This window comes from Silanimonas sp., from assembly GCF_027531545.1.
GTDB lineage: Bacteria > Pseudomonadota > Gammaproteobacteria > Xanthomonadales > Xanthomonadaceae > Silanimonas.
In genome coordinates, this window is sequence record NZ_JAPZSC010000030.1 from 1 (window position 1) to 18,396 (window position 18,396).

Genomic DNA, 18,396 nt, shown 5'->3' on the forward strand with positions numbered 1-18,396 from the left:
CGTTTCGCCCGAGGGAGCCGCACACTATACAGCAGTTTCGAAGTTCGTCAACACCGTAAAGCGAAACTTTCTTCTCAACCCCCCTCCGCCGCGCCGCTCGTTTCCGAGCCACCCTGCGAAGGGGCGCGAACTATAGGCAACCGAGGGAGGGCGTCGCAAGCCCTTCACGGTGTTTTGTCCGCCAAGGGCGATCGCCGTTCAGTTTCGGCCGCGAAAACGCGGCCGAACGCGCATCAAAACTGAACGACGGGGCGCGAAGCCCTCAAGCCACCACGAGGCGGATGCGCGCGAAGGTGCGCTTGCCCACCTGCAGCACGGCTTCGAACCCGGGCTCGAACAAGCGCTGAGGGTCTTCGAACACCTCGCCATCAATACGTACAGCGCGCTCTTTCAGTTTGCGCATCGCCTCGGAGTTGCTCGGCGTCAGTCCGGCCTGCGTCAGAAGGGCGGCGATTCGCAGCCCTTCCGCCGGTGCCGCGAGTTCCGTCAGCGGCAGCTGTGAGGTATCGCCTGCGCCGGTGACCACCGCCTGCCAGCCCGCGATCGCCTTTTCGGCCTCGGCCACGCCATGGAAGCGGACCGTCAGTTCGCGCGCGAGGCGCAGCTTCAGATCGCGCGGATGGAGGGTGCCACCCGCGACGTCCGCCTTCAGCGTGGCGAGCTCGGCCAGCGAAATCTCGAAGCTCAGCAGCTCGATCCATCGCCACATCAGCTCGTCACCGATCTTCATCGTCTTGGTGACGATGTCGATGGCTGGTTCATTGATGCCGATGTAGTTGCCGAGCGACTTGCTCATCTTGTTGACGCCGTCGAGGCCCTCGAGCAGCGGCATCGTCATGACCACCTGTGGCGCCTGCCCGTGGTGCTCCTGCAGGCCGCGGCCCATCAGCAGGTTGAAGCGCTGGTCGGTGCCGCCCAATTCCACGTCAGCCTTCAGCGCCACCGAGTCGTAGCCCTGCACCAGCGGGTAGAGGAACTCATGGATGGCGATCGGCTGCTGGCCGCTGAAGCGCTTTTGGAAGTCGTCGCGCTCCAGCATGCGCGCCACGGTGTGCTGGGCCGCCAGCTTGATCATGTCGGCCGCGGACATGGCGCCGAACCACTCACTATTGAAGCGGACCTCGGTCTTCTCGCGGTCGAGGACCTTGAAGACTTGGTCGGCGTAGGTCTTCGCGTTCGCCAGCACGTCCTCGCGGGTCAGTGGCTTGCGGGTGGCGCTCTTGCCGGTCGGGTCGCCGATCATTCCGGTGAAATCGCCGATCAGGAAGATGACCTGGTGCCCGAGGTCCTGGAACTGCCGCATCTTGTTGAGCAGGACGGTGTGGCCCAGATGCAGGTCGGGCGCCGTCGGATCGAAGCCCGCCTTGATGCGCAGGGGACGGCCGGTGGCGAGGCGGGCGGCGAGGTCCTCGAGCTTGATGATGTCGTCCGTCCCGCGCGCGAGTTGCGCAAGGGCGGTGTCCGGCGTGGTCATGGGCGGCACTTCATGAAGATGAAAAGGTGAGCAGGGGCCCGGTTCGGGCGCCAGCGCGTTAACCTCAGGTTAAACGCCGGGGCCAAAAAAACCAATCGCTTCAAAGGTTTGACGATGGTTTTCCGCTGTGGGTAAGTTACGGCCGTTTCCGTCCTCCGGAGTTGCGCCTTGTCGAATGCCCGCCGTCTCGCGCCCAAGGCGCCGCGAGCCCTGCCGATCGCCCTCGCGGGCGCCCTTGCCGTGCTGCTGGGTTCGATCGTTCCGGCGCTGGATGGCGCGATGGAGCGGGAAGCCCAGCCGGAGCGCGTGACGCAGGCCATCGCCCTGCCCCCGCCGCCGGCCGCAACGGTCGCCAGCGCGCCGCGCAATGACTGGCAGACGGTGCGCATCGCTTCCGGCCAGACCCTCGGCAGCGTGTTCGCCGACCTCGGCTTGCCCGCCAGCACCATGCATCGCGTGCTGGAAGTGCCGGAAGCCAGCCAGATGGCCACGCGTCTGCGCGTGGGCAGCGAACTCGCCTTCGAGATCGGCGCGGACGGCGAGCTCAAGGGCCTGCGCTTCGACCAGGACGAGAGCAAGCGCGTGCAGTTGGCGGTCTCGGAGGACGCCATCGAGCGCGAAGTGATCGAGCGGCCGATGGAGCGCCGGGTGGTGATCGCCGGCGGCACGATCCGCAGCTCGCTGTTCGCTGACGGCGCCAAGGCCGGCCTCAGCGCCGCCGTCATGAACGACATGGTGAAGGCGCTGCAGTACGACATCGACTTCGCGCAGGACCTGCGTGAAGGCGACGCCTTCCAGATCGTCTACGAGGAACTGTGGCGCGAAGGCGAGCGCCTGCGCGACGGCGGCGTGGTCGCGGTCAACTTCATCAACCAGGGGAAGCCGTACACGGCAGTGCGCTTCGAACATAACGGCCAGCAGGAGTTCTTCGACCTCGACGGCCGCCCGCTGCGCAAGAGCTTCATGCGCACGCCGATCGAATTCGCGCGCCTGAGCTCCGGCTTCGGTGCGCGTCGCCATCCGATCCTCGGCCGCATGCGCATGCACAAGGGCGTCGATTACGCCGCGCCGACCGGCACACCGATCTTCGCGGCCGGCGACGCGCGGGTGAAGTTCGCCGGTTGGCAGAACGGCTATGGCCGCACGGTCATCCTCGACCACGGCAATGGCATCACCACGCTGTATGCGCACATGTCGCGCCTCGGCAGCTATCGCGTGGGCCAGCGCGTGCAGCAGGGCCGCACCATCGGCTACGTCGGCACCAGCGGCCTGTCGTCCGGTCCGCACCTGCACTACGAATTCCGCGTCAACGGCGTGCACCGCAACCCGTTGACCGTGACGATGCCGAAGCCCGAGCCGCTGACCGGCGCGGCGCTGGCCGAGTACCGCCGCGCCACCGCCCCGGCGCTGGCCCAGCTGAAGCGCATCGAAGGCTTCCAGCTCGCGGCGCGCTGACCGGCCGTGCCTTCGCAGGGCGACGCGCTGTTCGTCGGGCTGATTTCCGGCACCAGCGCCGATGGCATCGATGCCGCGCTGATCTCGGTTTCGCCGCCCATCGTGGGCACCGCGCCGCGCATCGCGGTGCTGCGCGCCCGCACCACCCCTTACGAACCCGACCTTCGCGCCACGATCCTGCGCGTCTCGCAAAGCGAGGCCACGGTGCATCTCGATGAGTTCGGCGCGCTGGACAGCGCGATCGGCGAGGCTTTCGCGCAGGCGACCCTGGCGCTGCTGGACGAGGCCGGCATCGCACCGGCGCAGGTGCGTGCGATCGGCTCGCACGGGCAGACCCTGCGGCACCGGCCGCGGCCGCCGCACCGGTTCACCCTACAGGTGGGCGACCCGAATGTGATCGCGGAGCGCACCGGCTGCGACGTGGTGGCCGATTTCCGCCGCCGCGACGTGGCCGCCGGCGGTGAAGGCGCGCCCTTGATGCCGGCTTTCCATGCCGCCGTACTCGGCGACGCCCGCGAAGTGCGTGCGGTGTTGAACCTCGGGGGCATCGGCAACCTCACCCTGCTCCCGACGACGGGCCCGGTGCGCGGCTTCGACACGGGCCCGGCGAACGGATTGATGGACGCGTGGTGCTTCGAGCACACCGGCCATGCCTATGACGCTCACGGCGCCTGGGGCGCCACCGGCCGCGTGCTGCCCGGGCTGCTGCAGCGCTGCCTGGCCGAGCCGTGGCTGGCCCTACCACCGCCCAAGAGCAGCGGCCGCGACCAGTTCCATCTGGGCTGGCTGCGCGAGCGGCTGGAAGGCGACGAGGCGCCGCAGGACGTGCAGGCGACGCTGGTGGAATTCAGTGCGCGCAGCATCGTCGATGCGCTGCGTGCCACGCAGCCGGACACCACGCGTCTGATCGCCTGCGGTGGCGGCGTGCACAACGCCCTGCTGATGGCGCGCCTTGCCGCCCTGCTGCCGGGCGTGGCGGTGGAAAGCAGCGCCGCGCACGGCATCGACCCCGATGCGGTCGAGGCGGCGGGCTTCGCGTGGCTGGCCTGGCAAACGCTGGAGGGGCGGCCGGGCAATCGCCCGGAAGTGACGGGGGCCGCCGGCCCGCGCGTGCTGGGCGTGATCGTTCCGGGGCGTCGCGGCGACTGAACCCTGCCGGCGGAATCAGCTGCCTTCGGAAGGATTGCGCGTGTACGCCGGCGCGTCGTTGGGCAGATCGGTCATCGCGTTCATGGCTTCGTAGAACGCGCGGGCTTCCTCGTCGTTCCACGCGCCACGCAGGCGGGCGATGTCGCCCGGCACCGGCGGCGGCTCGGGCTCGGCCATGCCGAGCGCCTGCTTGAGCAGGTGCAGGATCACGTCGTTGAGCGGCCAGCCCTTCTGACGGGCCAGCTCTTTCAGCCGTTCGGCCACACGCTCATCGATGTCGCGGACGAGGAAATCGGCCATGGGGGCGGGCCGCGCTCCGTGGAAGGGATCAGGATTTCGAGCTTACGCCCGCGGGCGCATGGCGCGCCAGCCACGCCACCAGCGCGATCGCGGGCACAGCCAGCGCTGCGGTGCCGGCGAAGAACAAGGCGTAGGCCTCCATCAGCGGCCGCGTCTGGGCCAGCGTCTCGACGATGACGCCGGAAAAGCCCTTCATCACCTTGCCAAGCAATGCATAAAACGAACTCAGCAACGCGTACTGGGTGGCGGTGTAGCCGACGTTGGTGAGGCTCGACATGTAGGCGATCAGCGCGATGCCGGCGAAACCGGCGCTGAAGTTGTCGATCGCCATGGCGATGCCGAACACAACGTTGTTCGCACCGGACAGGGCGAGCCAAGCGAACGCGAGGTTCGACAACGGGCCCAGCACCGCGCCGAGCAGCAGGGTCGGGAACAAGCCGAGGCGCAGGGCGGCCACGCCCGCCGCCGCGGTGCCGAAGAACGTGGCCGCGAGGCCGATGCCGCCACGCACCTTGCCGATCGTCTGCTCGGCGATGCCGAGATCGGCATACAGCGGGTTCGCCATCGGCCCCATCACGAAGTCGGCGAGGCGGTACAGGCTGATCGCGGCGAGGACGGCCAAGGCCATCTGCCGGTGCTGGAGGAAGAAGGCGATGAACGGGCCGAGGATGGCGTCGTAAAGCCCGCGCGGCGTCCACAGCGGCGGAAGGCCCACCGTCGACGACGGCCCGGCGCTGCGCGGTTCACCGACGAACAGCACCACGACGAGGCCGGCGAAAGCCATCGCGGCGAAGGCGGCGTAGGACGAGGCCCAACCAACCTGGGCGGCCACGAGGAAGATCAGGGCGTCGGTCAGCAGCAGCGCCGTGCGGTAACCGAGCTGGTAGGCCGCGCTGAGGATCGCCAGCTGGTCGCTGCTCTCGGCGCACTCGATGCGCCAGGCGTCGATGACGATGTCTTGCGTGGCGGAAGCGAGGGCAACGCCCAGCGCAATCGCCCCGAACAGCTGCAGATGGCCCTTTGGCGTGAGGATCGCCATGGCGAGCAGGCCGAGCACCACCCCGCCCTGCGCCAGCAGCAACCAGCCGCGGCGCCGACCGAGGCGGCCGAGCAGCGGCACCGTGGTGCGATCGACCACCGGTGCCCAGAGGAACTTCACGGAATAGGCGATACCGACCCACGAGAGGAAACCGATGGCCCCCAGCTCGATGCCCTCGGTGCGCAGCCAGAAGCCCAGCGTGTTCCCGACCAGCATGAAAGGCAGGCCGGCGGCGAGGCCAAGCACCAGCAGCAGCGCCACCTTCGGATCGCGCACGCCGCGCAGCACTTCGCGCCAGCCGGGGCGCGGGGCCGCTGCAGGCGTCGAGGTGGCGGTTGAATCAGTCGGCATAGTCGACGACGAAGGGCGCGTGATCAGAGAAGCGCGGTTCCGGGTGGATCGCGCAATCCTTCAGCCGCGACGCCAGACCGGGGCTGACCAGCTGGTAATCGATGCGCCAGCCGACGTTCTTGGCCCGGGCCGCGCCGCGCTGGCTCCACCACGTGTAGTCCTGCCCGTCCGGGCGCAGGCGCCGGTAGGCGTCGACCCAGCCGTCTTCTTCGAGCAGGGCTGTCAGCCACTGGCGCTCTTCCGGAAGGAAACCGGAGTTCTTCTCGTTCGACTTGGCGTTGCGGATGTCCTTCGGCGTGTGCGCGATGTTCCAGTCGCCGCAGACCACCACATCGCGGCCCGAGGCCAGCAGCGCCTGCAACTGCGGCCGGAACCAGCGCATCACTTCGAACTTGAAGCCTTGGCGCTCGTCGCCCGAGCTGCCGGAAGGCAAGTACAGGGAAACGACGGACAGGTTGCCGATGCGGGCCTCCAGCCAGCGCCCCTCTTCGTCGAAGGGCGCCCAGCCGAGGCCGGTGGCGTACGCATCCGGCTTCGTGCGGCTGTAGACCGCCACGCCCGAATAGCCCTTCTTCGTCGACGCGTCGCGAAACGCCACGTGCCAGCCCGCCGGACGGAACAGCGCGTCGGCCAGCTGGTGCTCCTGCGCCTTGGTCTCCTGCACGCACAGCACGTCGATGCCGGACGCAGCAAACCAGTCGAAGAACCCCTTGCTGGCCGCGGAGCGCAGGCCGTTGGCGTTGAAGCTGCAGATGCGCATGAAAAGGCGGGTCAGGGATCACAGCCGGATTGTCGCCGATCCGGCCGTGCCGCCGCGCGTCGCAGCCCTGCAGATGCGCGGGGAATGGGCTTTCCGCTAGCCTGACGACCTTTCCGATCCATGCCGGAGCCCGCGTGAGCACCTACCGCCAAGCTTTCCTCGATCTGTCGCTGCGCGCGGAAGCGCTGCGCTTCGGCGAGTTCCACCTGAAATCCGGCCGCACCAGCCCCTACTTCTTCAATGCCGGGCAGTTCAACACTGGCGCCACGCTGTCGGGCCTCGCCGACTGCTACGCCGAGGCGCTGCTGGAGAGCGGCGTGGCCTTCGACATGCTGTTCGGCCCCGCCTACAAGGGCATCCCGCTGGCCACCGCGCTGGCGATGGCGCTGGCGAAGCGCGGCCGCGACGTGCCGGTCGCGTTCAACCGCAAGGAAGCCAAGACCCATGGCGAGGGCGGCACGCTGATTGGCGCCCCGCTCAAGGGCCGCGTGCTGATCGTCGACGACGTGATCACCGCCGGCACCGCCGTCCGCGAGTCGGTGGAGATCATCCGCGCTGCCGGTGGTACGCCCTGCGGCGTGCTGATCGCGCTGGACCGCCAGGAGCGAGGTGCGGAAGGCCAGCGTTCCGCGGCCCAGGAGGCCTCGGCGGCACTGGGCGTGCCGGTGGTCTCGGTCGCCCGGCTGGACGACCTGTTCACCTTTGTCGCGGACCGCCCCGAACTGGCCCTGCATCGCGAGCGCCTGCTGGCGTATCGTGCGGCCTACGGTTCGATCGACGGATGATCTGGCATGGCCCGTACCGCCCTTCCCCGCCGCGTGATCCGGCCCGCCGCGCTCGCGGTCGCCCTGCTGGCCGCCCTGCCCATCGCCATCGCGCCGGTGGCGGCCCAGGGCACCGAAGCAACCGCGGAGAAGAAGCTCTACCGCTGGACGGATTCCAGCGGCAAGGTCCACTACACCGACGCCCTGCCGGCCGACGTGGTGAACCAAGCGCGCGCCGAACTGAGCGTGGCCACGGGCCTGGTGCGCAGTACCGTCGACCGCGCCCTGACGGCCGAAGAACGCCGCGCCGCCGAAGCGGAGGCCCTCCGTGCCGCCGAGGCCCAGGCGCGCGTCGAGAACTCACAGCGCTCCGAAGAGGCAAAGGTCAGCAGCTTCCGCACCGAAGAGGACCTGCGCATGGCCTACATCGACCGCCAGAGGGTCATCGACGAGACGCTCGAAAGCCTCGAGGCCGCCATCAATTCGCAGCGCGGCAGCCTGCACCAGCAGCTGGGCGTCGCTGGCGATGCCGAGCTGGCCGGCCGCCCGGTGCCGCGGCGCACGATCGACGTCATCCTCGAACTGCGCGAGGAGGTGCAGAAGCAGGAGCAGGCGCGCGTCGAGCGTGCGGCGGAGCGCCAGGTGCTTGGCGAGGAGATGGAACGGCTGGTCGTGCTGTTCCGCGAGCGCCAAGCGGCCCGCGAGCGCGGGATGGCCACCGAGATGTAACCGCCCGGTGCCGGGTCCGCGAGCGGACACCGGCGCGAGGGGCTGGGATCAGAACGGCAGGGTCAGATCGCTCCGGATAGCGAGGATCGCGGCGCGGAAACCTTCCTGCACCCGGGCCAGCGCCTCCTCGTTGTCCGCCTCGAAGCGCAACACGAGGATGGGCGTCGTGTTCGAAGCTCGAACCAGCCCCCAGCCATCCGGCCAATCGGCGCGAAGGCCGTCGATCGTGGAGACGCGGGCCCCTTCGAAACGGGCCCCGGCCACGAAGGCCTCGATGAAGGCATGCGGCTCGCCCTCCTGCATCTCGATCTTGAGCTCGGGCGTGCTGGTGGCCTTCGGCAGCTCGGCAAAGACCGCTTCCGGCTCCTCCGCGCGGGTGGCGAGGATCTCGAGCAGGCGCGCGGCCGCATAGAGGCCGTCGTCGAACCCGTACCAGCGCTCCTTGAAGAAGAAGTGGCCGCTCATCTCGCCGGCGAGCTCCGCCTCCGTCTCCTTCATCTTCGCCTTGATCAGCGAATGACCGGTCTTCCACATCAGCGGGCTGCCGCCATGGCGCAGCACGTAGCCGGCGAGGTGCCCCGAGCACTTCACGTCGTAGATGATGCAAGCACCCGGGTTGCGCTCCAGCACGTCGGCCGCGAACAGCATCAGCAGGCGATCGGGGTAGATCATCTCCCCGTCGCGGGTCACCACGCCGAGGCGGTCGCCGTCGCCGTCGAAGGCGAGGCCGATGTCGGCACCGGCGCGCTGCACCGCCTGCACGAGGTCCTCGAGGTTGTGCGGGTCGCTCGGGTCCGGATGGTGGAAGGGGAAGGTGCCGTCGATGTCGCAGTAAAGCGTCTCGACATCGGCGCCGATGGCTTCGAGCAGGCGCGGGCCGAGATCGCCGGCCACGCCGCTGCCGGCGTCGACCACCACGCGAAGGCGGCGCTCGATCTGGATGTCGCCAGCGACGCGGTCGATGTAGTCCTGGCCGATGTCGACGGTGTCGAGTTCGCCGCGGCGCTCGGCCACCGGCATGCGCCCTTCCGCGATGCGCACGTAGAGATCGCTGATCGCGCCACCGGACAGGGTTTCGCCGTCGACGACGATCTTGAAGCCGTTGTAGTCGGGCGGGTTGTGGCTGCCGGTGACGGCGATGGCGCTGCCGAGGCGCAGGTGGTGCGCGGCGAAATACGCGACCGGCGTCGGGACCATGCCGACGTCGGTGACGTCGATACCCGACATGCGCAAGCCGTCGATGAGCGCGCGCGACATCTCCGGCGAGGAGATCCGGCCGTCGCGACCGATGGCGATGCCACGCAGGCCTTTCTCCTTCATCAGCGCGCCGACGGCGCGGCCGATCAGGCGGGCGACGTCGGGGCTGAGCGTCTGGCCAACCACGCCACGAATGTCGTAGGCGCGGAAAATGCTGCGCTCGACGGTGAACTCCGGGGCGCTCGGCTTCACCTCGACGGGCCTCGCCGGGGACGGCCGAGCGGTTTCGAGTTTGCCGTCGGCCTGCAGCTCGGCGAGGGTCGGCTCCGCTTCCACGACCCCCTTGGCCTTGCGCTCCGTGAGGCGCCTCGCAAGCGCCGCCGCCTTCTCGCGAGGAACGAGCACGAGCGCCAGACCGAACAGGACGACCAGACTGCCGGCGACCAGTTCGACCAAGCCACCCATGTCGAGCGTGCCCGGGTCGGCGTACGGCGACGTACCGACGACCCGCAGCCGGCTTTCCGCCAGCGCAACGGCGCCGCGTTCCGCCTCTTCCGAAAGGGTGATGTTTCCGGACTCGATCAGCGAGCGACCGCCCTGACGCAAGGCCGCGTAAGCCCCGGAGGGCGCGGCGCGGTCGATCAGCGGCTGCAGGAGGTCGAGCGGACGACGCACGTAGGCAAGGCCGACCAGACCGTTCTCGTCGGGAATCGGGGCGGCGAGCGCCAGCCACGGACGCCCGGCGTCCTGCACGACCGCCATCTGCACGCCATCGCGATCAAGGGCGGTGACCAGCAGTCCGAGCTTTCCGTAGCCGAAGCGCTCGGCGTTCGCCCACAGCGGGGTGATGTCGGCCGGATGGATCTCGACGGCTTCGATGCCCACCCAGCTACCAGCCAAGGCGGCACGCGCGCCATCGATGTTGTTGCCGAGCACGGCGTCGCGCACGCGCGGGAGTTTGCGCTGCTCTTCGAGGCTGGCGCGCTCGGCGTCGAGCAGGGCACGCAGCTCGGCGACCGCGGCCGTCCGCGCCTCCTGGGCCGTGACGGACAGGGCCGAGGCCGAGTGCAGGGTCCAGCCGCCCCAAGCCAGCAGGGCGCCCGCCACGATGGCGAACACCGCCAGCAGGATGTTGAGGATGCGGATCTTCGGACGGGGCGTTTCGGCGTTCTGCATGCGGGGGTCCGGGGGTCAGCGGGTGCCAGTGTGGCCGAAACCACCTTCACCGCGCTCGGAGGCATCGAAGGCGGCCACGACGTTCCAGCGGGCGCGGGCGACGGGGAGGAACACCAGCTGGGCGACGCGGTCGCCGGGCTGGACGGTGACAGGAGCGGTGCCGCGGTTCCACAGGCTGATCATCAGCGGCCCCTGGTAATCGGCGTCGATGAGGCCGGTGAGGTTGCCCAGCACGAGGCCGTGCTTGTGGCCAAGGCCCGAACGCGGCAAGACCACGGCGCACAGCGCAGCGTCGCCGATGTGGAACGCCAGCCCGCTGGGCACGAGGGCGGTCTCGCCGGGGGCCAGGGTGTGCGGTGCCTCGAGCATGGCGCGCAGGTCCATGCCGGCGGACTGCGCCGTGGCGTAGTCCGGCAGGGGGAACTCGGCGCCGAGCCGGGCGTCGAGGATCTTCAGGTCGACGGCGGGCGACAGGGCACTCATGCACGGCCCAGCCAGTCGGCGATCCAGTCGACCAAGCCGCGGGCGATGTCGGCCTTGCGCGCGGTGGCGAAGGTTTTCTCGCCGCCGTTCCAAAAGAGCGTGAGCGCGTTCTCGTCGGCATCGAACCCGCAACCCGGCACGCCAACCTGGTTGGCGGCGATGGCGTCGAGCTTCTTGGCCGCGAGCTTGCCGCGCGCGTAGGCCTCGACGTCATGCGTCTCCGCCGCGAATCCCATCACGCAACGCGGGCGCTGCGCGTGCACGGCAACCTCGGCGAGCACGTCGGCGGTGCGTTCGAGCAGCAACGTCATCGGGCCGGCGCCCTTCTTGATCTTTTGCCCGGCGACTTCGGCCGGCCGGTAGTCGGCGACGGCCGCGGCGCCCACGTAGGCGTCATTCCCGGGCAGGGCGGCCAGCACGGCGGTGTGCATCTCGGCGGCGCTGCGGACATCGATGCGACGCACGCCGGCCGGCGTGGCCAGCTTCACGGGGCCGGCCACCAGCGTGACCTCGGCGCCGGCACGCACGGCCGCTTCGGCCACGGCGAAACCCATCCGGCCGCTGCTGCGGTTGCCGACGAAACGCACCGGATCGATGTCCTCGAAGGTGGGGCCGGCGCTAACCAGCACGCGACGCCCGGCGAGGCGCTTCGGCGTCGTGCCCTCGGCGAGCGCCTCAGCGAGATCGGCCACGAGTTCGGTGGGCTCGCGCATCCGGCCTTCGCCGGTCTCCCCGCAAGCCTGCTCACCGGCGCCCGGACCGAACACGGCAACGCCGCGCTGGCGCAGGGTGGCGACATTGGCTTGCGTGGCGGCATTCGCCCACATCACGCGATTCATCGCCGGTGCAACGGCGAGAGGCGCTTCGGTCGCGAGGCAGAGCGTGCTGAGCAGGTCGTCGGCGCGGCCCTGGGCAAGGCGGGCGAGCATGTCGGCAGTGGCGGGCGCCACCAGCACGCGCGTGGCCCAGCGCGCCAGCTCGATATGGCCCATGGCCGCTTCGGCCGACTCGTCCCACAGCGACGTGCGAACCGGGTGGCCGGAGAGGGCCTGCAGCGTGGTGGCGGTGATGAAGTGCGCCGCGCCTTCGGTCATGACCACGCGGACCTCCGCGCCGGCTTCGCGCAGGCGACGCACGAGATCCGCCGACTTGTATGCGGCGATGCCTCCGCTGACGCCGAGCAGGATCCGTTCCCCGTGCAATGCCGCCACGCCGCGCTCCATCAAGATTGAGCGGGAAGCTTACCCCAGCGCACCGCGGGTTCGGACGGCCAATCCGCCCCGCGCACGCCACGCTGGCGCCATGACCCTGCACGACTGGCCAGCCACCGACCGCCCCCGCGAACGCCTCCACGCCCAAGGCCCGGATGCCTTGTCCGACGCCGAGCTCCTGGCCCTGTTCCTCGGCACCGGGCCACGCGGAAGCAATGCCGTCGCCCACGCCCAAGGCCTCATCAACCGCTGCGGCGGGCTGCGTGCCCTGCTCGACCGCGCTCCCGCTGAGCTACGCCAATTGCCCGGGATCGGGCCGGCGCGGGCCGCGCTGATCTCGGCGGCGCTGGCCTTGGGGCGACGCCAGTTGCAGGGCGAGCTCGCCCGCGGCGACGCCCTCGCCTCGCCGCGGCAGGCCGGCGAGTACTTCAGCCGCTGGCTGCGCGCCTCGCCACGCGAACGCTTCGGCGTGCTGTTCCTCGACAATCGCCACCGCGTGATCGCCCACGAAGTACTGTTCGAGGGCTCCATCGATTCGGCCGCAGTGCACCCCCGCGTGGTGGTGCAGCGCGCCATGGGCTTGAATGCGGCGGCCGTGGTGCTGGGGCACAACCATCCAAGCGGCGTCGCCGAGCCGAGCGCGGCCGACCGCCAACTCACCGCGGCACTCAAGCAGGCGCTGGCCCTCGTGGAGGTGCGACTGCTCGACCACTTCGTGGTTGGCGACGGCCCTGCCGTCTCGATGGCCGAGCGCGGCTGGGTCTAGCGGTGGCGGGGAAAACCGCCCGTATACTCCGATCGAACCGCTCCCCGGGCTCGCCCATGCCGATCGACTACCGTCTGGTGTACCCGGCCGATGCCGTCGAGCAGGCCGTGCCGATTGGCGCGCTGGCGAGTGCGGAGTTCGACCCGCGCGCCGGCGCCTACGCCAACCGCGTCGCCCGGGCCTGCGAACGAGCCGGGATCGGCAACGCGGCGGTCATCGACGTCGCCAGCGTCGCGGTGGTGCGCATGGCGATGCGCTACGGTCCGCTGGGCCAGGACGGCCACGCGTACCACAACCAGGACCACCTGCTGGAGCTCCTGGAAGACAAGCTGCCGGCCCTGCTCGCGCAGGCTGGCCTGACCACCGTCGGACGCGAAGCGCTGGCCTTGTTCTGCGCCTGCCACGACCTGCGCCAGCGCGAAGCGCGACGACATGACGACGAGCCGATCGGCGCCAACGAAGCGGCGAGCCTGGCCGAAACCGAACGGCTGCTCGATGCCGCCGGCCTCTCCGAGACCACGCTCCGCATGATGCTGCGCTTCGCCATCGTCGGCAGCACCTTCGCCGCCGGGAACGACGAGAACGTGCAGTCGCAGGGGGCGTTCGCGCATCGGCTTGCCGGATGGCTGGACGGCTCGCAACCGGGTTGGCGCGACGATCCAATTGCCGCGGAGGCCGAGCACCTGGCCCGCATGGCGGCGGACATCGACACCAGCAACGTGGCGTCGCCCTACATCGATTTCGCGCAGTCCGCAGTCGCGCTCGCCAGCGAGATCCAATACCGCGCGGGCCGTGCGCTGGACGCTGCGGAATCCGCCGCAGGCTGCCTCGGCTTCCTCACCGAGGGGCAGGAGCGCTACGTTTTCGCCCTGCAGCGCTTCGCCTCGCGCGAGGGCCGCGCCGCCTTCGGCGCCCAGCGCGACGCGAACGCGGCCCGCGTGCGCGAGACCGGGCGCCGGCTCCGTGAGCGCTTCCCCGCCGGTTCGTCGCCGAGCTCGGGGCATGCGGTGATCAACGCCTTCCGCGAGATCGCCGCGCAGGCGCCCTGAGCCCACACCCTCCACCCGGAAAACGGAAGGGCCGGCGATCGCTCGCCGGCCCCTCTTCTTGCCGCCGTGCTTCGAGATCAGGGGTTGAACGGACGCGACCAGCTCAGGGTCCAGTTGTCGTTGTCCGAGTTGCTGCGGAAGGCGCCCACGTAATCGGTCGGGACGAACCAGTCATTCACGCTCGGAGCCGCTCCGCCCGGCGGGAACACGCCGGCCGGGGCATTGCCGTTCGGCAGGAAGCTGCCGGCGACGAGCGGCGACGTCGCGAGGACCTCATTGCCGGTCTGCGACGAGAACCAGCGCTGGGCGAAGTTCGTCGACAGGCCCGTGCCGGTGCGGGTGTTCGCCACGCAGCCGGCGACCTTGATGTTGTTGCCGGTGAGGACACCGCTCAGCCCGATGTCCGGGTTGCCGGCCGCGGCCTCGGTTGCCACGCCGTCGAATGCCACGCAAGCGCGCGGGAACCCGGCGATGATCAGGTTGTAGAAGTTGCCGCCCGAACCGCTGTTCACCAGCAGGCCGTCGCTACCGGTGACGGCCGACGGGCCCAGGACCGTGACGTTGGCAACGGTGCCACGAGCACGCGGGTTGGCGTCGACGTTCGTCGGGCTGTTCGACAGCTCGAAACCGTGGTTGGAACCCGGGCAGCCGCGCTGGTCGACCACGCCGAACTGGAGCTTGCCGGTGAAGCCCTCGTCCCAGTCGAAGCCGTCGTCGCCGCCGCAGGTCACCAGCGCGTAGCGGACGTTCGCCGTGCCGCCGAACCACTCGAAGCCGTCGTCCTGGCCGCGGAAGGCCTGCAGGTACTCGAGCGTCGTGCCCGAGCCCACGCCGTTGAAGGTGAAGGCGTTGAGCTCGCGGTTCGTGGTGAAGATGTAGCCCGAGTAGCGGACCTGCATGTAGCGCACGACGCCGCTGTTGTCTTTGGCGTCGGTGCCGCCGTAGCGATTGGTGGTATCCCACTCGGCCACGCAGTTGGGGTTGCAGTTCGACGGGGCGTTGCCGGAGAGCACGAGGCCACCCAGCTGGCCCGGCGCCGGAGCGCCCGGAGCGCCCGGCAGCTCGTTGCCCGTGGTCATGATGATCGGGAACGCGCGCGACCCTTCGGCGAAGATCTTCGAGCCGCGGTTGACGGCAAGGTGGTCGAAGGAGTTCGCGCTCGCGCCGGTCGAGACCAGCAGGGTCCCCGGCTGGATCCGCAGCGTGGCGGCCGTGCCGCCCTGCCCGGTGTCGGTGCCGACCTGCACCTTGCCGTTCATCACCCACGTGATGTTGTTGGTGAGGGTCTGGTCGCCGGTGATCGTGGCCGGGAGCTGACAGGCGCGTGCGCCGAAGGCCGGGGCGGCCGTCGCGAACGACGGGCAAGCCGTGAAAGCCTGCTGGTAGGCGCAGCTGGCGGAGTCCACGCCGCCGAGACGCTGCAGCGTCTGCGTGCGGTTCGCCAGGCCCGTGCTCCCGTTCATGGTGTAGCTGACGGTGATCGAGTTGCAGCTGTTGACGGTGAAGGTCGCGGTGCCGATCTGCGTGTTGGCCGAGGTGCCCGGGGCCGGCCAGGTGCCCGCCGCCGAACGGAAGATCGGCACCGTCGTCGAGGTGTTCTGGAACTCCGACCAGTTCTGCTGGAGCGTGATCCAGAACGGGTTGCCAGCGTTGTCGTACACGAAGTCCGCCGCGAACAGCGTGCCGCCCGCGCGCTGCGCGTTCGGGATGAAGTCGATCAGGACGCCGCGGCCGGAGGCGGCCGGGTCGAACCAGGCGCCGTCGAAGGCTTCGGACAGACGCACCGAGGCGTGGGCCTGGGTGGCGGCGAGCGCAATGGCGCTGGCCAGCGCGAGTCGGGTGAGACGGGTCGTGGCGGACATGTCGGAACTCCAGAAGTCGGGAAACGGGACCGGCGACGGCCGGTTGCCGTCGAGCGCCGCCATGCTCGGGCCCGTCGATGACAGCCCGACGAGGCTTTCTTGACGGTCAGGTTGCAGTTCGGCCGCCCTGCCGGCCTTCCGGTAAACTTCGCGACCGCCTGCGAGCGGGCCCCCAGGCCCGCGCCGCGCCTCGATGTCGGACCGGCCCCGCCGGCCACCCCGGAACCCGCCGTGAAAGAACACCTCCGCGAACTGCTTGCCCAGGCCCTGCTCGACCTCCGTCGCCATGGCCGCCTGCCGGCGGACCTCGTCCTCCCCGAAGTCGTCATCGATCGCACCAAGACGCCCGAACACGGCGACTACGCGACCAGCCTCGCCCTGATGCTGGCCAAGCCGGCCGGGATGAAGCCGCGCGACGCCGCGCAGGCGCTGGTCGACGCGCTGCCGACGTCGCAGCACGTGGCCAAGGTCGACATCGCCGGCCCCGGCTTCCTGAATTTCCACATCTCGCAGGGCTGCCGCCTCGCGACGATCCGCAAAGTCTTCGAGCAGGGCGAGGCCTACGGTCGCGGCGACCCGGGCTCGCTGGAGTCGGTGACGGTCGAGTTCGTCTCGGCCAATCCGAATGGCCCGCTGCACGTGGGCCATGGCCGCGGCGCCGCCTACGGCGCCACCGTCGCCACCCTGCTCGAGGCCGCCGGGCACACCGTGCAGCGCGAGTACTACGTCAACGACGCCGGCCGGCAGATGGACATCCTCGCCGTCTCGGTGTGGGTGCGCTACCACGAGCTGGCGGGCGTGGCCCTGCGCTTCCCCGACAACGGCTACAAGGGCGACTACGTCATCGAGATCGCCCGCAAGCTGCGCGGCAAGGTCGGTGATGCGTTCAAGCGCGGCGCCACCGAGGTGACGGACGGCCTGCCGGCGGACGAATCGCAGGGCGGCGACAAGGAAGCCCACGTCGACGGGCTGATCGCCCGCGCCAAGGCGCTGCTGGGCGACGCCGACTACCGCAAGGTGTTCGATGCCGGCCTGTCGTGGTGCCTCGCGGACATCAAGGACGACCTCAAGGGCTTCGGCGTCGTCCACGACAACTTCTTCAGCGAACGCTCGCTGATGACCGACGGCTACGTGCAGCGCGCCATCGACACGCTGCAGGCCAACGGCCACCTGTACGAGCAGGAAGGCGCGCTGTGGTTCCGCGCGACCACCTTCGGCGACGACAAGGACCGCGTGGTCAAGCGCGAGAACGGCGTCACCACCTACTTCGCCTCCGACCTCGGCTACCTGCTCAGCAAGTTCGAGCGCGGCTTCGAGCGCGCCATCTACATCTTCGGCGCCGACCACCACGGCTACATCGCCCGCTTGAAGGCCGCGGCGCAGGGCCTCGGCCTCGACCCGGCGAAGATCGACATCGAACTCGTGCAGTTCGCCATCCTGTTCCGCGGCGGCGAGCGCGTGCAGATGTCGACCCGCGCCGGCAGCTTCGTCACCCTGCGCGAACTGCGCGAGGAAGTGGGCACCGACGCGGCGCGCTTCTTCTACGTGATGCGCGGCAACGACCAGCACCTCGACTTCGACCTCGACCTCGCCAAGAGCGAGTCGAACGAGAACCCGGTCTATTACATCCAGTACGCCCACGCGCGCATCGCCTCGATCTTCCGTCAGGCGGTCGAGAAGGGCTACGCGTGGAACCGCACCGCCGCCGAAGCCGCACGCGCGAAGCTGGTCGAGCCGCAGGAGAACGCGCTGATCACCGAGCTGATGCGCTTCCCGGAGGTCGTGCAGGCCGCCGCGCAGCATCGCGGCCCGCAGATCATCGCGAACTACCTGCGTGAGCTCGCCGCCTGCTTCCACGCCTTCTACAACGCCCAGCCGATCCTGATCGCCGACGAGGAACTGCGCCATGCGCGCCTCGGCCTCGCCGCGGCGACGCGCCAGGTGCTGGCGAACGGCCTCGGCCTGCTGGGCGTCTCGGCCCCGGAGAGCATGTGATGGCGTCGAAGCGTGGCGGAAAAACGCAGGCGAAGCGCGGTGGCGGCCTGAAGACCGGCCTGATCCTCGTCACCGGCCTCGCGCTGGGCCTCGGCCTCGCGGCGGCCTACCTGATGTTCGGCGACCGGCAGAAGCTCGACGCGATCCTGCCGCAGCCGAACCCGCAGGCCGAAGCCCCGGCGCCGCGCCGCGACGCCGAGCCGGTCGCGCAGGAGCCGGAAGAGGCGACGGAAGCGCCGAAGCCGACCTACGACTTCTACACCGTGCTGCCGGAGAAGGAAGTGGAACTGCCGGGCGAGACCGCCGAGGCGGCCGCGCCGGGCAGCACGGCGCCGGCATCGGCGGCTCCGACGACGACACCTGCGGCAAACGCTGGTACGACGACGCCGTCAGCGGCGCCTGCGGCGCCAAGCGGCCTGCAGCTGCAGGCCGGCGCCTTCGGCAATGCCGGCGACGCCGAAGCGCTCCGCGCGCGGCTGGCCCTGGTCGGGCAGATGGCGCGCATCGAAACCGTGCAGGCCAATGGCCGCACCCTGCATCGCGTCCGCCTTGGCCCCTATGCCGACGTGGCCGCCCGCGATGCCGCGCAGAAGGCGCTGGCGGAAGCCGGCGTCACCGCGACACCGGCGCGCTGAG

Annotated in this window: 16 protein-coding genes; 8 read left to right on the forward strand and 8 right to left on the reverse strand. The window is 69.9% G+C overall.

Features of this window, described 5'->3' with window-relative positions; genetic code table 11:
* Positions 1-262: 262 nt before the first annotated feature.
* Entirely contained in the window at positions 263-1,474 is a 1,212-nt protein-coding gene (gene tyrS / locus O9280_RS14050; protein WP_298344056.1) for a tyrosine--tRNA ligase, read from the reverse strand.
* A 168-nt stretch (positions 1,475-1,642) separates the two neighbouring features.
* On the opposite strand from tyrS, the gene O9280_RS14055 reads away from it, so the two are divergent.
* Both O9280_RS14055 and O9280_RS14060 read left to right on the forward strand, forming a co-directional pair.
* On the forward strand, positions 1,643-2,929 hold the full coding sequence (locus O9280_RS14055; protein ID WP_298344060.1) for a peptidoglycan DD-metalloendopeptidase family protein: 1,287 nt from the start codon (positions 1,643-1,645) through the stop codon (positions 2,927-2,929).
* A 6-nt stretch (positions 2,930-2,935) separates the two neighbouring features.
* Positions 2,936-4,078 (forward strand): anhydro-N-acetylmuramic acid kinase, encoded by a 1,143-nt coding sequence (locus O9280_RS14060; protein ID WP_298344063.1) that lies wholly within the window; start codon positions 2,936-2,938, stop codon positions 4,076-4,078.
* A gap of 15 nt (positions 4,079-4,093) precedes the next feature.
* Here the strand turns inward: O9280_RS14060 and O9280_RS14065 are convergent, their stop codons facing one another.
* From O9280_RS14065 to O9280_RS14075, 3 genes are read right to left on the reverse strand one after another with little or no spacing between them, the layout of a single operon-like run.
* Positions 4,094-4,378 (reverse strand): hypothetical protein, encoded by a 285-nt coding sequence (locus O9280_RS14065; RefSeq protein ID WP_297876013.1) that lies wholly within the window; start codon positions 4,376-4,378, stop codon positions 4,094-4,096.
* A gap of 28 nt (positions 4,379-4,406) precedes the next feature.
* Positions 4,407-5,768, reverse strand: a complete 1,362-nt coding sequence (locus O9280_RS14070; protein WP_298344065.1) for an MFS transporter — start codon at positions 5,766-5,768, stop codon at positions 4,407-4,409.
* Positions 5,758-6,528 carry an exodeoxyribonuclease III gene (locus O9280_RS14075; RefSeq protein ID WP_298344068.1) on the reverse strand — a complete coding sequence of 257 codons (771 nt, stop codon included), beginning with the start codon at positions 6,526-6,528 and terminating at the stop codon, positions 5,758-5,760. Before O9280_RS14075 ends, O9280_RS14070 begins: the two co-directional genes overlap by 11 nt.
* A 134-nt stretch (positions 6,529-6,662) precedes the next feature.
* Between O9280_RS14075 and pyrE the strand changes: the two genes are divergently transcribed.
* Both pyrE and O9280_RS14085 read left to right on the forward strand, forming a co-directional pair.
* On the forward strand, positions 6,663-7,313 hold the full coding sequence (gene pyrE / locus O9280_RS14080) for an orotate phosphoribosyltransferase (protein WP_298344071.1): 651 nt from the start codon (positions 6,663-6,665) through the stop codon (positions 7,311-7,313).
* Between the two features lie 6 nt (positions 7,314-7,319).
* The gene (locus O9280_RS14085) at positions 7,320-8,021 is read left to right on the forward strand and encodes a DUF4124 domain-containing protein (RefSeq protein WP_298344074.1); all 702 of its coding nucleotides are present in this window, start codon (positions 7,320-7,322) and stop codon (positions 8,019-8,021) included.
* Between the two features lie 48 nt (positions 8,022-8,069).
* Here O9280_RS14085 and O9280_RS14090 read toward each other — a convergent pair whose 3' ends face one another.
* From O9280_RS14090 to coaBC, 3 genes are read right to left on the reverse strand one after another with little or no spacing between them, the layout of a single operon-like run.
* A complete protein-coding gene (locus O9280_RS14090; protein WP_298344079.1) occupies positions 8,070-10,394 on the reverse strand; it encodes a phosphomannomutase/phosphoglucomutase in 2,325 nt (774 codons plus the stop codon).
* 15 nt (positions 10,395-10,409) lie between these two features.
* Positions 10,410-10,877, reverse strand: a complete 468-nt coding sequence (gene dut, locus O9280_RS14095; protein WP_343228764.1) for a dUTP diphosphatase — start codon at positions 10,875-10,877, stop codon at positions 10,410-10,412.
* Positions 10,874-12,088: a bifunctional phosphopantothenoylcysteine decarboxylase/phosphopantothenate--cysteine ligase CoaBC gene (gene coaBC / locus O9280_RS14100; RefSeq protein ID WP_298344082.1), complete on the reverse strand. Its 1,215-nt coding sequence runs from the start codon at positions 12,086-12,088 to the stop codon at positions 10,874-10,876. Before coaBC ends, dut begins: the two co-directional genes overlap by 4 nt.
* Before the next feature lie 91 nt (positions 12,089-12,179).
* On the opposite strand from coaBC, the gene radC reads away from it, so the two are divergent.
* Both radC and O9280_RS14110 read left to right on the forward strand, forming a co-directional pair.
* Entirely contained in the window at positions 12,180-12,854 is a 675-nt protein-coding gene (gene radC / locus O9280_RS14105; protein ID WP_297867635.1) for a DNA repair protein RadC, read from the forward strand.
* A gap of 56 nt (positions 12,855-12,910) precedes the next feature.
* On the forward strand, positions 12,911-13,903 hold the full coding sequence (locus tag O9280_RS14110) for a hypothetical protein (protein ID WP_298344085.1): 993 nt from the start codon (positions 12,911-12,913) through the stop codon (positions 13,901-13,903).
* A gap of 77 nt (positions 13,904-13,980) precedes the next feature.
* Here O9280_RS14110 and O9280_RS14115 read toward each other — a convergent pair whose 3' ends face one another.
* Positions 13,981-15,765 carry a hypothetical protein gene (locus O9280_RS14115; RefSeq protein ID WP_298344088.1) on the reverse strand — a complete coding sequence of 595 codons (1,785 nt, stop codon included), beginning with the start codon at positions 15,763-15,765 and terminating at the stop codon, positions 13,981-13,983.
* Between the two features lie 231 nt (positions 15,766-15,996).
* On the opposite strand from O9280_RS14115, the gene argS reads away from it, so the two are divergent.
* Together argS and O9280_RS14125 are read left to right on the forward strand one after the other, a co-directional pair.
* A complete protein-coding gene (argS, locus tag O9280_RS14120; protein WP_298344092.1) occupies positions 15,997-17,760 on the forward strand; it encodes an arginine--tRNA ligase in 1,764 nt (587 codons plus the stop codon).
* Complete coding sequence (locus O9280_RS14125; RefSeq protein ID WP_298344095.1) at positions 17,760-18,395, forward strand: SPOR domain-containing protein; 636 nt, start codon at positions 17,760-17,762, stop codon at positions 18,393-18,395. Before argS ends, O9280_RS14125 begins: the two co-directional genes overlap by 1 nt.
* The last annotated feature ends 1 nt before the right edge of the window (position 18,396 follow it).